Genomic DNA, 12,789 nt, shown 5'->3' on the forward strand with positions numbered 1-12,789 from the left:
AGCCCTCTCCCCTTGGTTCGTCCCTGGTGTGCCGGGGGCGGGCCGGGCGGGCCCGCCCCCGGGTCGTTCACTTCGCGTTCGCGAGCTGTCCCTTGACGGAGTCGAGCAGCTCGTCCCAGCTCTTCTCGAACTTCTCCACGCCCTCGTTCTCCAGGGTCAGGTACACGTCGTCGACGTCGATGCCGACCGAGGACAGCTTCGCGTAGACCTCACCGGCCTCCTGCGCGGTGCCGGTGACCTTGTCACCCGCGATCTTGCCGTGGTCGGCCACCGCGCGCAGCGTCTTCTCCGGCATCGTGTTCACCGTGTCGGCCACGACCAGCTGGTCGACGTACATCGTGTCCGAGTAGTCCGGGTTCTTGACCCCGGTGGAGGCCCACAGGGGACGCTGCTTGCGCGCCCCCGCCGCGGCCAGCGCCTCCCAGCGCTCGCCGGCGAAGGTCTCCTCGAACGCGGCGTAGGCCAGCCGGGCGTTGGCCACCGCGGCCTGCCCGCGCAGCGCCAGCGCCTCCGGCGAGCCGATGGCCTCCAGCCGCTTGTCGACCTCGCTGTCCACCCGGGACACGAAGAACGACGCGACCGAGTGGATGTCGGCCAGCGCGTGCCCGTTGGCCTTGGCCTGCTCCAGGCCCTCCAGGTAGGCGTCCATGACCGCCCGGTAGCGCTCGACGGAGAAGATCAGCGTCACGTTCACGCTGATGCCCTCGGCCAGGGTCCTGGTGATCGCGGGCAGGCCCTCGACCGTCGCCGGGATCTTGACCAGCAGGTTCGGCCGGTCGACGGTCTTCCACAGGTCGGCGGCCTCGGCCGCGGTGGCCTCGGTGTCCTTGGCCAGCGCGGGGCTGACCTCGATCGACACCCGGCCGTCGACGCCGTCGGTGGCGGCGTGCACGTCGCGGAACAGGTCGCAGGCGTTGCGCACGTCGGTGGTGGTCAGCTCGCGCACGGCCTGCTCCAGGCTCGCGCCGCGGGCGGCCAGCTCGCGCACCTGCGGGTCGTAGGCCTCGCCGTCGGCCAGCGCCCCGGCGAAGATCGTCGGGTTGGTGGTGACGCCGACGACGTGGTCGTCGCGGATCAGCCCGGCCAGGTTGCCCGAGTCCAGCCGCTCGCGGGACAGGTCGTCCAGCCAGATCGACACACCCGCGTCGGACAGGTCCTTGAGGTTGTCGGCCATCAGTTGCCTCCAGTGGCTTCGGCGGAGCGGCGGGCCGCGGCGACCACGGCCTCGGTGGTGAGCCCGAACTCGCGGAACAGGGTCTGGTAGTCGGCCGAGGCGCCGAAGTGCTCGATCGAGACGACCTCGCCGGTGTCGCCGACGAAGCGGTGCCACGGCATCGCGATGCCCGCCTCGACGGCCACCCGCGCGGTGCCCGCGGGCAGCACGGACGCGCGGTAGTCGGCGTCCTGGGCGTCGAACCACTCGATCGAGGGCATCGACACGACCCGGGTGGGCACGCCGTCGGCCTCCAGCACCTTCTGCGCCTCGACGGCGATCTGGAGCTCGGAGCCGGTGCCGATGAGCACCACGCGCGGCGCGCCGTCGCTGGCGTCGGACAGCACGTAGCCGCCCTTGGCCACGCCGTCGGCGGCCAGCTCCTTCGTGCCCTCCAGCACCGGCAGGTTCTGCCGGGTCAGCGCCAGGCCGACCGGCTGGTCGTGCTGGGACAGGATCGCCTTCCACGCCGCGGCGGTCTCGTTGGCGTCGCCGGGGCGCAGCACCACCAGGTTCGGGATGGCGCGCAGCGCGGCCAGGTGCTCGACCGGCTGGTGGGTCGGGCCGTCCTCGCCGAGGCCGATCGAGTCGTGCGTCCAGACGTAGGTGACCGGCAGGCCCATCAGCGCCGCCAGCCGCACCGGGGGCCGCATGTAGTCGGAGAACACCAGGAAGGTGCCGCCGTACGGGCGGGTCGGGCCGTGCAGCACGATGCCGTTGAGGATCGAGCCCATGGCGTGCTCGCGGACGCCGAAGTGCAGCGTGCGGCCGTAGGGGGTGGCGTCCCAGTGCTTGGTGGCCGCCCCGGCCGGGCCGAAGGAGTCCGCGCCCTTGATGGTGGTGTTGTTCGACTCGGCCAAGTCGGCCGAACCGCCCCACAGCTCCGGCAGCACCGGGCCCAGGGCGTTGAGCACCTCGCCGGAGGCCTTGCGGGTCGCCACGCCCTTGGGGTCGGGGTCCCAGCTGGGCAGCGCCTCGTCGAAGCCCTCGGGCAGGGTGTAGGAGCCGGCCCGGTCGAGCAGCGCCTTGCGCTCGGGGTTGGCCGCGGCCCAGGCGTCGAAGGTCCGCTGCCAGGCCTCGTGCGCGGCCTTGCCCCGGTCGAGGGCCTGGCGGGTGTGCTTGATCACCTCGTCGGAGACCTCGAAGGTCTGCTCCGGGTCGAAGCCCAGGATCCGCTTGACCGCGGCGACCTCGTCCTCGCCCAGCGCGGCGCCGTGCGCCTTGCCGGTGTTCATCAGGTTCGGCGCGGGGAAGCCGATGATGGTGCGCAGCAGGATGAACGAGGGCTTGTCGGTGACGGCCTTGGCCGCCTCGATCGCGGCCAGGATGCCGGTGACGTTCTCGCCGCCCTCGACGACCTGCACGTGCCAGCCGTAGGCCTCGTAGCGGGCCGCGGTGTCCTCCGACAGGGCGATCGTGGTGTCGTCCTCGATGGAGATCTTGTTGTCGTCGTAGAAGACGACCAGGTTCCCCAGCTCCTGGCGGCCCGCCAGCGAGGACGCCTCGGAGGTCACGCCCTCCTCGATGTCGCCGTCGGAGGCGATCACGTAGACGAAGTGGTCGAAGGCCGACTCGCCCGGCGCGGCGTCCGGGTCGAACAGGCCGCGCTCGCGGCGGGCGGCCATCGCCATGCCCACCGCCGAGGCCAGGCCCTGCCCCAGCGGGCCGGTGGTGATCTCCACGCCCTTGGTGTGCCCGTGCTCGGGGTGGCCGGGGGTCAGCGAGCCCCAGGTGCGCAGCGCCTTGAGGTCGTCGAGCTCCAGGCCGAAGCCCGCCAGGTACAGCTGGATGTACTGGGTGAGGCTGGAGTGGCCCGCCGAGAGCACGAACCGGTCGCGGCCGATCCAGTCCGGGTCGGCCGGGTCGTGGCGCAGGACCCGCTGGTAGAGGGTGTAGGCGAGCGGGGCCAGGCTCATCGCGGTGCCGGGGTGGCCGTTGCCCACCTTCTGCACCGCGTCGGCCGCGAGGACGCGGACCGTGTCCACGGCCCGCTTGTCGAGGTCGGTCCAGTCGTCCGGCACGGACGCCTGGGTGAGGGTGGACACGTCGCTGGGCACTTCGCTGCTGACGGACACGGACTTCGGCTCCCACTTCCACTGTCTCGGCGGGTCGTGGCGCCCAGTCTTCCGCATCGGGTTCTAGATCGATCCCGCAGGCGGGTGACAAGGTTCGACCCGCAGTTCATCCCTGGTCCACGAGCCAGCGTAGTCCGCGCGGCCGTCCCGTGTGATCTCCGACCGATCGCGCGCCGCACCGGCCCACCCGGCAGGGGTACCCGGGGAGCGCGCGGTTAACATCCCTGTGGTGCCGGGGCCGTCGCCCCGGTGCGGCCGCGGCCCGCGGTGACCGGCGTCTCAGCAGGTCGCGGCGGGTACCCACCACCAGAGGAGCGCGATGTCGTCGGTGACCCCCGTGCCCGTTGACGCGCACGCGCCCTCGACGCCACCGCGCACGCCGCTGTCGGTGCTCAAGGCCTACGTGGCGCTGACCAAGCCGCGGATCATCGAGCTGCTGCTGGTCACCACCGTCCCGGCGATGATGCTCGCCGCGCGCGGCATCCCCTCGCCGTGGCTGGTGCTCACCACCCTGGTCGGCGGCTCCATGGCCGCGGGCTCGGCCAACGCCCTCAACTGCGTGGTCGACGCCGACATCGACGCCGTGATGAAGCGCACCAGGTCCCGCCCGCTGGCCCAGCACACCGTGCCCACCCGCTCGGCGCTGGTCTTCGGCCTCGTGCTCGGCGTGCTGTCCTTCGCCTGGCTCTGGGCCACCACGAACCTGCTGGCCGCGGCCATGGCCGTCGGCGCGATCCTGTTCTACGTCCTCGTCTACACGATGATCCTCAAGCGCCGCACCGCCCAGAACATCGTCTGGGGCGGCGCCGCGGGCTGCATGCCGGTCGTCATCGGCTGGTCGGCCGTCACCGGCGACGTGGGCTGGCCCGCCCTGGTCATGTTCGGCGTGATCTTCTTCTGGACCCCGCCGCACTTCTGGGCCCTGGCCATGAAGTTCCGCGACGACTACGCCAAGGCGGGCGTCCCCATGCTCCCCGTCGTGGCCACCCCCCAGCAGGTCGCCAAGCAGATCGTCGTCTACTCCTGGGTCATGGTCGCCTGGACCCTCCTGCTCGTCCCCGCGACCGGCTGGGTCTACACCGCCTTCGCCGCCCTCGCGGGCCTGTGGTTCCTCGTCTTCGCCCACCGCCTCAACGCCGCGGTCCGCAAGGGCGAGCCGAACAACCCGATGACGCTGTTCCACCTCAGCAACAGCTACCTCACCCTCGTCTTCGTCGCCCTCGCGGTCGACTCCGCCCTCTCCCTGCCCGTCCTCGGCTGGCCCTTCTAGCCGCGGCCGGTCACCCGCCCCGACCGGGGGTCACCCGCCCAGGGTGACCCCCGGTCGCGCGTCCGGGGCCCGCTCAGCGATCGCGGACGATCTCGATGAGTTCGTCGACAGTGAGCCACGGCGTTGTGCGGTGGATCATCCGGTGGCAGTTGGCGCAGAGGACCGCGAGGTCGTCGAGCCTGGTGCGCCGGGGCCCGGAGGCGTGCAGCGGCACCCGGTGGTGCACCTCGGCGTAGCCCTGGCCGCGCTCGCCGTACACGGCGGCGAAGTCGAACCCGCACACCTCGCACGCCGCAGCACCCACCGCGGCGAGCTTCTTCGCCCGCAGCGTGGGGTCGCGCTCGTGCTTGCGGTGGTACCGGTAGACGACCTGCCCTTCGAGGGCGTCGACTTCGCCGTCCACGGGTGGCAGGTCTGCGAGCTGCCCGCTGCTCAGGAGCGCTCTCAGACCTGCCGCCTCGGCCGCCATCCGCTTTGGCTGCGTGAGGAACAGGTGCAGCACGACCTTGTCCCGCTTCCCGCCGTTGGTCTTGCCCGGCCGGGGGCTGGCGGGGTGCGCCGTGGCGAGGTCGGCCATCTTCTTGCGCACGCTGTCGGGGCTGCGGAACTGCGGCAACCGGTCCGCGATCGGGTGGGTGGGCAGCAGCTGGAGCAGCCTGGACAACTCCTGGGTCTCTTCGTGGTTGCTCGCCAGCTCGTGCCACGCCACACCCCGCGGGTGGCGGGCGAGCACGTCGCACGCGAGCACCAGCTCCTCGTAGGACCAGTCCAGCCTCTTCGCCACCGAGCACGCCCCCTTCGTCACGGAGAGCGTACGGCGTCCACCCGAAAGGGGTGCCCCTTTTGGGTTAAGCCGTTAGGAGGCGACGGCGGTGAGGAGGCGTTCGACGGTGGGGTCGTCGAGGGACTCCTGGATGCAGCGCCACAGCTCCAGGTTGGCGGTGGCCCACTTGGTGTACGCGGCGGCGGCCTCGGGGGAGTAGAAGTAGAAGCCCTCCGCGTGCGGGGTGTGCTGCTCGCCGACGATCTTGTCGGCCAGTTCGCGCAGGCCGATGCCGTTCTCGGCGAGGTACTTGTGGGCCAGCACGACCGGGGTGACCGGGAGGGCCTTGAACAGGGTGTCGGCGTCGGAGAGGGCCTGGGCCTCCAGGGAGATGCCGCGGTGGCGGTTGCGCATCTCGGCCTCGTCGACGAGGGCGTCGATGCGGTCGACGTCGGCGGGCAGGACACCGGCGGAGTGCAGGATGTCGCGGCGCAGGCCGCTGCCCTCCTCGGCGTGGGAGTTGCGCCTGACCAGGTAGTTGACGTCGTGGACCAGGGCGGCGGCCTCGACGACGGGGACGTCGGCGCCGTTGCGGGTCGCGAAGCCGACGGCCTTGTCGCGCACGAAGCTGACGTGGTGCCAGCCGTGGAACGGCAGGTGGCGGGCGTGGACCTCGCACAGGTCGAAGACCTGCTTCTCGACCAGGGTGATGGACTCTGCGGACACGGACATCGGTGCGACCCCTCCCAAGCGTCTCGGGTGGGGTGCATCGTAGGCCGCAGGTCAGAGCATGCCGGTCAACTCCGCCAACCTGGACTCGACGGGGGTGTGCCGGTGGCCGACGCCGGTGGCGGGGTCCCACGACAGGCTCCACGAGCGCACCGGGCGCGACTTGACCAGGAACGTCAGCGTGCCGTCGAGGGCGGTGGGGATGCGGTGGAACTGGTCGGCGGTCAGCACCCCCGACTCCCCGGGCGCGCAGTCGTGCCTGCTGGTCAGCTCGGCGTCGGAGATCAGCCCGGTGGACTCGTCGAGCCGGGCGCGGAACCGCTCGTGCCGGTAGCCGCCGGACAGGATCACCGTGCAGAAGTGGTAGCGGTGGTTGTGCACCGAGTCCGCGTACCCCGCCCGCCAGTCGCGCTGCGGCTTGTACTCGTGCAGCCAGAAGGTGAACGGCTCGGCGGTGCGGTCGCGCAGGCACCAGGCGAAGTGGGTGGTGGTCTCCCGGGAGCGGCCCACCAGCGCCGCGGAGCGCTCCGGGTCCAGCTCGCGCAGGTGCGCGCGCACGGCGGTGCGCAGCGCCGGGGCATCGCCCCAGGCCAGCACGCCCTCGCGGGTGGTGGCCCACTGCGCCAGGTCGGCCGCGCGCAGCCGCGCGGCCAGGTCGGCCAGCTCGGTCAGGTCGGTGGTGCGGGTGGGGTGGGCCACGTCAGCCTCCCAGCTCGGCTTTGGCGGAGAAGTCGCGGCGGAACGCGTGGAACCGCTCGGCCAGCTCGGTGAACCGCTGCTCGGGCAGCTCCTCGCCGGTGACCGCGGCGAAGTGCACCGCGAACTCCTCCCTGGTCGTCTCCGGGGTGATGGTGAACCGCTGCCCGTCGGAGGCCCGCAGCCTGGCGAACTCGGCGCGCTGCATGTCGTAGAGGAACGAGCCCTCGGAGAAGCGCAGGGTGCGCGGGTAGAGGGCGGCGGCGCCCGCGACCGAGCTGTAGAGGGTCACCCAGACGCTGTCGTCGAACACCTCCAGCCGGTCCAGCGGCGGGTCCGCGACCGCGGTCACCTCGATCGAGGTGCACCGGGCGCGGGCCAGGAACAGCCCCACCAGGCCGATCCGGATGTCCTCGTGCAGCCGCTCCCGCAGGCGCGCGGACTCGACCTCGTAGTCGACCTCGGCGCCGCGGTGGCGCAGCTGGTGGCGGGCGCGGGCGTCCACCGCCGCGCGGCCGCGCGGGTCGGCCACCACCGCGCGCACCTCCCACTCGGCGTCGGCGAGCAGCAGCCGCACCGCGGCGTAGCGGCCGGAGAAGCCGCGGAACAGGAACTGCCGGGTGGCGCCGAGGTCGCGCATCATCAGCGCGTTGAACGCCGGGTCCGGGTCGGTGGTGGCCTCGAACACGTGGGTGGGGAAGAACTCGGCGTTGAGCGAGCGGTACTCCGCCGACAGCTCGCGCAGCGCCTTGCGGCTCTCCTCGACCAGCGGGGTCACCATGGCCTTCTGCGCCGACGACGCGGTGATCAGGGTCTGGCCGAACCCGACGACCGCCGAGACGAGCGTCCCGGTGCCCAGCGCGGTCAGCAGGTTCTTGGGCGTCCCCGCACCGATCGAACCCGCCGCCCACATCGCCAGGAAGGACACCACGACCAGGACGGACAGCAGCAACCCGGTCCGGGTCCAGAACAGCTCCTGGATCGCGTGGGTGCGGAGCCGCTTGGCGTCCGCGGGCACGGCAGGTCACCTCCTGGGAGCGGACAGCCCCCGGCGACGGGCAGGGGAATGCGCTGGGGATGAGGGGGAGTGGGTGTGGAATGTCACCCTACGCGCAAGTCACTGACGAAGAAATGCGGAATTCGGGTGAGAGTTCACCCGGTGGTCACCCGCTGCGCGGCGCGCGGGCGCGGCTACCTAGGCTCACCCACCATGCGCACCCTCGGCACCGCCCTGACCGCCGTCGCCCTCGTCGGCGGCCTCGCCGCCTGCGGCAACTCCGAGCAGGCCTCCGCGGGCTCGCCCGCGGGCCCGACGATCGGCACGTCCTCCACCGCCGCCGCGACCTCGACCTCCGCGCTGCCCGCCTGCACCGCTGATGACATCAAGGTCGACGGCGCCGCGGGCAGCAAGCCCACCATCACCGTCCCGGACACCTGCTCGCCGCCGAAGGCCCTGCTCAGCAAGGACCTCGTGCCGGGGTCGGGCAAGGAGGTCGTGGCCGGGTCGACCGTCGACACCCACTACGACCTGGTCACCTGGTCGGACAAGAAGGAGCTGGACTCCTCGTGGAGCCGCGGGGAGACCTTCCCGCTGGAGAACGTCGGCCAGGCCGCGGTGATCGAGGGCTGGAACGAGGGCGTGGTGGGGATGAAGCAGGGCGGCCGCAGGCTGCTGGTCATCCCGCCGGACAAGGGCTACGGGAAGGGCGGCAACGGCATCGCGCCCAACGAGACCCTCGTCTTCGTCGTCGACGCGGTCACCGTGCGCTGATTATTCCGTCCCCATTTCCCGTCCGGGAAGGGCTTTACACGAATGGGCGATCACCCTCGGGGGTGATCGCCCATTCGTTTCGACCGGCCGGTCAGGGGATGAGCAGCAGCTTGCCGGTGGTGCGGCGCCCCTGCAGGTCCTCGTGCGCGCGCCGCGCGTCGGCCAGCGGGTAGCGGTGGCCGATCCGCACGCTCAGCGTCCCGGCCGCGATCGCGCCGAACAGCTCCTCGGTGCGCCAGCGCAGCTCGTCGGGCGTGGCGATGTAGTGCGCCAGCGTCGGCCGGGTGAGGAACACCGACCCGGCCGCGTTGAGCCGCTGGGGGTCCACCGGCGGTACCGGGCCGCTCGACGCGCCGAACAGCGCCAGCACACCCCGCGGGCGCAGCACGGCCAGGCTGCCGTCGAAGGTGGTCTTGCCCACCCCGTCGTACACCGCGGCCACGCCCGCGCCGCCGGTGATCTCCTCGGTGCGCTGGACGAAGTCCTCCTCGGCGTAGTTGATGACCTCGAACGCGCCCGCCCCGCGCGCGAGATCCGCCTTCTCCTCCGTGGACACGGTCGCGATCACCCTGGCGCCCCGCGCGGACGCCAGCTGCGTCAGCAGCAGGCCCACGCCACCCGCGGCGGCGTGCACCAGGACGGTGTCGCCCTGCTGCACGGGGTAGAGGGAGGCGACGAGGTAGTGCGCGGTGAGACCCTGCAGCAGCACCGCGGCGGCCAGCTCGTCGTCCACGCCATCCGGCACCCGCACGAGCGCGTTCTGCGGCACGACGGCCTCTTGCGCGTACCCGCCCAGCGCACCGGTCCACGCCACCCGCTCACCGGGGGAGACCGCGGTGACACCCTCCCCGACGGCGGTCACCCTGCCCGCGCCCTCGTTGCCGAGCACCAGCGGCAGCGGCAGCGGGTAGAGCCCGGAGCGCTGATAGGTGTCGATGTAGTTCACCCCCGCCGCCGCGACGGCCACCCGCACCTCCCCGGGCCCCGGGTCCCGCTCGGGGACGTCGGTCAGGGTCAGCACCTCGGGACCACCGGTCTCGGACACCACCACGGCCTTGGGCACGCTTTTGCTCCTCCCGCGACGAACGCGCTGTCACCGCCGACCAACACCGGCGACCCCGCCCAGCATCCCCCAGTGGCCGCGCTCACGGTCGGCGGGTGGACGGCCCCCGCAGGCCCTACCCTCAACCGGGTGGCAGACGAGAACACCCCCACCCCGGTCCCGCCCGCGGCCCTCAAGGCCGCCGCAGGCTTCGTCCGCGCGCACGGCAAGCCCTCCCGCGCCGTCGTCGAGCCCATCGGCCGCGTCGGCGCCCGGGTGGTCCTGGTCGGCAAGGACGGCGCCATGGGCGACGTCATCGTCCCCAGCGCCGAGACCGGCGACGCCCTCGTCGAGAAGGTCCGCGACCTCGAACCCGCCGAGTGGAACCGCGAGACCGTCTCCGGCACCAAGATCGGCAGCGCTCACCGCGCCAAGATGGCCGCCCGCGGCCGCGGCTGACCCGCTTCCCCCGCAGCGCCCCCGAGGTCCCCGGACCCGGGGGCGCTGCGCGTCTGCGGGGTGGTTGTGCACAGAGGGTCGAGCAGTCCACAGCTGGCGCGCGGTGCTTCCGGCGCGGTTCTGTCGGGGGCTAGCGTTGAAAACAGGGGTCCCCTGGGCGGGGGGACCCGGGCGCGAGCGTGCGCGGGGGAGTGGCGTGGTGCTGGGGCTGGTCGGGCGCGGGTCGTCCACAGCCGCCGCGGCTGTCCACAGTTGCGCAGTCGGTCTGTCGCCCGGACGTTGATCAGCACTAGCGTTGAAAACAGGGGTCCCCTGGGCCGGGGTACCCCCGCGGGAGCGCGCGCTGCCGGGGCGTGAGCCGTACGCGGGCTTGCGCTGCGGGAAGTCTGCGCGGGCGGGCTTGTGCTGCGGGAGGCGTGCGCTGTGCGGGTGGCCCGGAGTTGGGGGCGGGTCAGGGTTGGGGGGTAAGGTGGCGCTCGTCGACCGGGGTGGGGCGGGCCAGGGGGCGTTCGAGGGTGCCCGCGTAGAGGCTTGCGGTGGCGGCGATGACCGCGGTGGCGCCGAGGACGTGGAGGGAGACCAGGACCTCCGGGACGCCGGTGAGGTACTGGACGAAGCCGATGGTGCCCTGGGCGAGGGTGACCGCGATCAGGACCAGGTAGCGGCGCCAGAGCTTGGGGGAGGCGTCGCCGCCTGCCTTGAGCAGGACGCCCACGGCGAGCAGGAGGCCGAGGAAGACGTAGAGGAACGCGGCGTGGACGTGGGCGAGGGTGTCGACCGGGAGGGCGAGGCGGGGGGTGGCGGAGTCACCCGCGTGGGGGCCCGCGCCGGTGACCATGGTGCCCGCGACGAGGAGGCCGACCAGGACCACGACCAGGACGGGCAGCAGGGCGCGCAGGGCCCGGGGGCCGTGCGGGACCGGGGGGCCGTCGCCCTCGTCGATGGCGTGCACGAGCAGGGTGGCGAGCCAGATCATGACCGCCGAGGCCAGGAAGTGCACCGCGACGGTCCACCACAGCAGGTCGAAGCGGACGGTGAGGCCGCCGATGACGGCCTGCACGACCACGCCCAGGGGCATGACCAGGCCGAGGCGGACGTAGCGGCGGCGGCGCGGGCGGTCGAGGTAGGCGAGCAGGAACGCGGCCAGGGCGATGAAGCCGACGACGCCGGTGAGCAGGCGGTTGCCGAACTCGATCCACTGCTGCAGGGCGGCGAACTCCGGGTGGTCGACCGGGAACATGCTGCCCGGCTGGCACTGCGGCCAGGTGCGGCAGCCCAGGCCGGAGCCGGTGACCCGGACGACCGAGCCGGTCACCGCGATCAGCGACTGCGTCACCAGCACCGCGATGGCCACCGCGCGCTGCACGCGCACGCTGGCCCCGGGGAGCCGTTCGATGCGGTCCTTGAGTGTTTGCAGCGCCACGGGCCGATGGTAGGCGGGCCGCGCCCGGGGGCCGTGCGCAGGTCCGCCCTACCGTGCGCCCGGTCTCACCGCAGCGCGGGCGCGGAAAAGTGTGGTCATCTTCGCGAAAGGGCTCCACGCAGCGATCACGGGCTACTACACTGCGTCGTCGGAAGGCGAACTCCCCCATCGCCTTCCCAGTGGGCTACCGCCGGACAGGTCACTCCCCCCACGACCCGTCCGGCGGTAGCGTTTCCCCAGGGTGTGGAACCCTATGCCGTGAAGCCTGCGGGTTCAACAGTAGTGCAACCGGCTGTGCCCACCCGCGACAGGTGTCGAACGCCATGGCGCCCGGTGGCGCCCGGGGCACAGGGGGAGCGGGGATGTCGGGGAGCACGGGCGGGTTGTCGGGCAAGCTGAACCGGTTGGTCGCCGCGGTGCACCCGGCCGGGCGGGGCCCGTTCACCAACGAGGAGATCGCCGCGGCCATCCGCGCCGAGCAGGCGGTCGACATCTCGCACAGCGCCATCTCCGCGTGGCGGCGCGGCACCAGGGACAACCCCAGCTTCCGGCACCTGTCCGCGCTGGCGAAGTTCTTCGGGGTGCCGCTGGGCTACTTCTCCGACGACGCCGAGTCCGCCCGCGTCGACGAGCAGCTCGACCTGGTGGCGGCGTGGCGCGACGCGCAGGTGCGGGCGATCGCGATGCGGGCGGGCGAGCTGTCGGAGGCCGGGCGGGCGGCCATCCTGGAGATGGCCAACCGGGTGCGCGACATCGAGCGGGCCGCCGCGGCCAGGGCCGACCGGCGGTGAGGGGGCTGCGCGCGCACCGCGCCCTGCGCAGGCGGGTGCTCGCCGCGCTGGCCGAGGTCGGCGTGCCGCGGCCGTGGGACCTCGCCGCGTTCACCGCGCGGGTCGCCGCCCACCGCGGCAGGCCGCTGCACGTGCTCGCGATGCCGCTGCCCCCCGGCGCCCCGGACGGCGCCTGGCTCAGCGGGCCCACCGTGGACGTCATCGTGCACGACGCCGACACCCCGCCGCTGCGCGCCGAGCACATCGTCTGCCACGAGCTGTCGCACATGCTGCTCGGCCACCGGGGCGCGTGCCTGGCCGAGCTGACCCCGGACGTGCCGCCCGAGCTGCTGCGCCGCATGGGCGTGCTGCACCGCGCCGGCTACGACGACGAGCGCGAGCGCGAGGCCGAGGTCGCCGCGGGCCTCATCCGCGAGTTGGCCGTCCGCCCGCCGCTGCGCGCCGCCCGCACCGCCGACCCCGCCGAGGCCGCCGTGATCGACCGCCTCGCGCGGGTCATGGCGCGCGACCGGCGGTGACCCCCGAGCACCTCCTGCTGCTGATCACGGCGGTGGGGG

Annotated in this window: 13 protein-coding genes; 5 read left to right on the top strand and 8 right to left on the bottom strand. The window is 72.9% G+C overall.

Annotated elements, in window-relative coordinates:
- Positions 1-67 precede the first annotated feature (67 nt).
- The gene (gene tal, locus BJP25_RS07755; RefSeq protein WP_075974044.1) at positions 68-1,174 is read right to left on the bottom strand and encodes a transaldolase; all 1,107 of its coding nucleotides are present in this window, start codon (positions 1,172-1,174) and stop codon (positions 68-70) included.
- Entirely contained in the window at positions 1,174-3,288 is a 2,115-nt protein-coding gene (gene tkt / locus BJP25_RS07760; protein ID WP_233157943.1) for a transketolase, read from the bottom strand. The genes tal and tkt overlap by 1 nt, the downstream gene beginning before the upstream one ends.
- A gap of 319 nt (positions 3,289-3,607) precedes the next feature.
- Here tkt and BJP25_RS07765 point away from each other — a divergent pair, with 319 nt between their 5' ends.
- Positions 3,608-4,558, top strand: coding sequence for a heme o synthase (locus BJP25_RS07765; RefSeq protein ID WP_075974046.1), 951 nt, complete (start codon positions 3,608-3,610; stop codon positions 4,556-4,558).
- 73 nt (positions 4,559-4,631) lie between these two features.
- On the opposite strand, the gene BJP25_RS07770 is transcribed toward BJP25_RS07765, so the two are convergent.
- From BJP25_RS07770 to BJP25_RS07785, 4 genes are all read right to left on the bottom strand, one after another.
- Positions 4,632-5,342, bottom strand: coding sequence for an HNH endonuclease (locus tag BJP25_RS07770; protein ID WP_143218922.1), 711 nt, complete (start codon positions 5,340-5,342; stop codon positions 4,632-4,634).
- A gap of 72 nt (positions 5,343-5,414) precedes the next feature.
- On the bottom strand, positions 5,415-6,053 hold the full coding sequence (locus BJP25_RS07775; protein WP_075974048.1) for an HD domain-containing protein: 639 nt from the start codon (positions 6,051-6,053) through the stop codon (positions 5,415-5,417).
- A 51-nt stretch (positions 6,054-6,104) separates the two neighbouring features.
- Positions 6,105-6,749, bottom strand: coding sequence for a hypothetical protein (locus BJP25_RS07780; RefSeq protein WP_075974049.1), 645 nt, complete (start codon positions 6,747-6,749; stop codon positions 6,105-6,107).
- 1 nt (position 6,750) lies between these two features.
- Positions 6,751-7,764: a hypothetical protein gene (locus tag BJP25_RS07785; RefSeq protein WP_075974050.1), complete on the bottom strand. Its 1,014-nt coding sequence runs from the start codon at positions 7,762-7,764 to the stop codon at positions 6,751-6,753.
- Positions 7,765-7,956: 192 nt separating this feature from the next.
- On the opposite strand from BJP25_RS07785, the gene BJP25_RS07790 reads away from it, so the two are divergent.
- Entirely contained in the window at positions 7,957-8,517 is a 561-nt protein-coding gene (locus BJP25_RS07790; RefSeq protein WP_075974162.1) for an FKBP-type peptidyl-prolyl cis-trans isomerase, read from the top strand.
- Positions 8,518-8,608: 91 nt separating this feature from the next.
- Here BJP25_RS07790 and BJP25_RS07795 read toward each other — a convergent pair whose 3' ends face one another.
- Positions 8,609-9,580 (bottom strand): quinone oxidoreductase family protein, encoded by a 972-nt coding sequence (locus BJP25_RS07795; RefSeq protein ID WP_075974051.1) that lies wholly within the window; start codon positions 9,578-9,580, stop codon positions 8,609-8,611.
- Positions 9,581-9,709: 129 nt separating this feature from the next.
- Here BJP25_RS07795 and BJP25_RS07800 point away from each other — a divergent pair, with 129 nt between their 5' ends.
- Entirely contained in the window at positions 9,710-10,018 is a 309-nt protein-coding gene (locus BJP25_RS07800) for a hypothetical protein (protein ID WP_075974052.1), read from the top strand.
- A gap of 451 nt (positions 10,019-10,469) precedes the next feature.
- On the opposite strand, the gene BJP25_RS07805 is transcribed toward BJP25_RS07800, so the two are convergent.
- Positions 10,470-11,441, bottom strand: coding sequence for a COX15/CtaA family protein (locus BJP25_RS07805; protein ID WP_084793750.1), 972 nt, complete (start codon positions 11,439-11,441; stop codon positions 10,470-10,472).
- Between the two features lie 362 nt (positions 11,442-11,803).
- On the opposite strand from BJP25_RS07805, the gene BJP25_RS07810 reads away from it, so the two are divergent.
- Together BJP25_RS07810 and BJP25_RS07815 are read left to right on the top strand one after the other, a co-directional pair.
- Entirely contained in the window at positions 11,804-12,232 is a 429-nt protein-coding gene (locus BJP25_RS07810; protein WP_075974053.1) for a helix-turn-helix domain-containing protein, read from the top strand.
- On the top strand, positions 12,229-12,750 hold the full coding sequence (locus BJP25_RS07815) for a hypothetical protein (protein ID WP_075974054.1): 522 nt from the start codon (positions 12,229-12,231) through the stop codon (positions 12,748-12,750). The genes BJP25_RS07810 and BJP25_RS07815 overlap by 4 nt, the downstream gene beginning before the upstream one ends.
- Positions 12,751-12,789 lie beyond the last annotated feature (39 nt).

Source organism: Actinokineospora bangkokensis (assembly GCF_001940455.1).
GTDB classification, from domain to species: domain Bacteria; phylum Actinomycetota; class Actinomycetes; order Mycobacteriales; family Pseudonocardiaceae; genus Actinokineospora; species Actinokineospora bangkokensis.

Bases quoted from the DNA above. Each gene is read 5' to 3' on its own strand.
- tal (WP_075974044.1), bottom strand. From the start codon at position 1,174: ATGGCCGACAACCTCAAGGACCTGTCCGACGCGGGTGTGTCGATCTGG.
- BJP25_RS07765 (WP_075974046.1), top strand. From the start codon at position 3,608: ATGTCGTCGGTGACCCCCGTGCCCGTTGACGCGCACGCGCCCTCGACG.
- BJP25_RS07775 (WP_075974048.1), bottom strand. From the start codon at position 6,053: ATGTCCGTGTCCGCAGAGTCCATCACCCTGGTCGAGAAGCAGGTCTTC.
- BJP25_RS07790 (WP_075974162.1), top strand. From the start codon at position 7,957: ATGCGCACCCTCGGCACCGCCCTGACCGCCGTCGCCCTCGTCGGCGGC.
- BJP25_RS07810 (WP_075974053.1), top strand. From the start codon at position 11,804: ATGTCGGGGAGCACGGGCGGGTTGTCGGGCAAGCTGAACCGGTTGGTC.